Consider the following 468-nt stretch of genomic DNA (forward strand, 5'->3'; position numbering starts at 1 on the left):
ATGAATTAATCAGTGCTTCCCAAGGGAAACGGTACTACAATTTGCGCCTCCAGGACGCCACCACAACCCTCAGCCCCGAAGGGGCTGTCAAACCTGAGAAACCTAAGAACCTTCAGAACCCTCACGCCGAAAGGCCTGTCATATAGAAAGGAAGGATATCCATGAGCATCGGCACCTATGCCCTGCTGGCCATCATTGCCATTCTCTTCGTCCTTGCCTGTCGTCATATTTTCCGTGTCACCCTGGGCGGCGGCAGCTGCTGCGGCGGGGGCGGAGAATGCCCTGCCTGCCGGGAACGGAAGATGAAGCTTCACGGCGGCTTGAAAAGGGAATAAAAGATGTAAATGATGGGCTCCCCCTGTGAGAGACAGTAAGAAATCAGACTGTCATCACAGGGGGAGCTTTTGTATACATAAATTTTCATAGAAATTGACCAAATGACAGTCTGCTTCCTGCCTCTACGTCATT

The 468-nt window shown here is 51.5% G+C and carries 1 protein-coding gene; it reads left to right on the top strand.

Translation table 11 applies throughout. The features are described 5' to 3' along the window. Positions 1 to 161: 161 nt before the first annotated feature. On the top strand, positions 162 to 335 hold the full coding sequence (locus B2Y11_RS02565) for a hypothetical protein (protein ID WP_291055816.1): 174 nt from the start codon (positions 162 to 164) through the stop codon (positions 333 to 335). Positions 336 to 468 lie beyond the last annotated feature (133 nt).

This window comes from Dialister sp. UBA1703 (genome assembly GCA_002320515.1).
GTDB lineage: Bacteria > Bacillota > Negativicutes > Veillonellales > Dialisteraceae > Dialister.

Bases quoted from the DNA above. Each gene is read 5' to 3' on its own strand.
- B2Y11_RS02565 (WP_291055816.1), top strand. From the start codon at position 162: ATGAGCATCGGCACCTATGCCCTGCTGGCCATCATTGCCATTCTCTTC.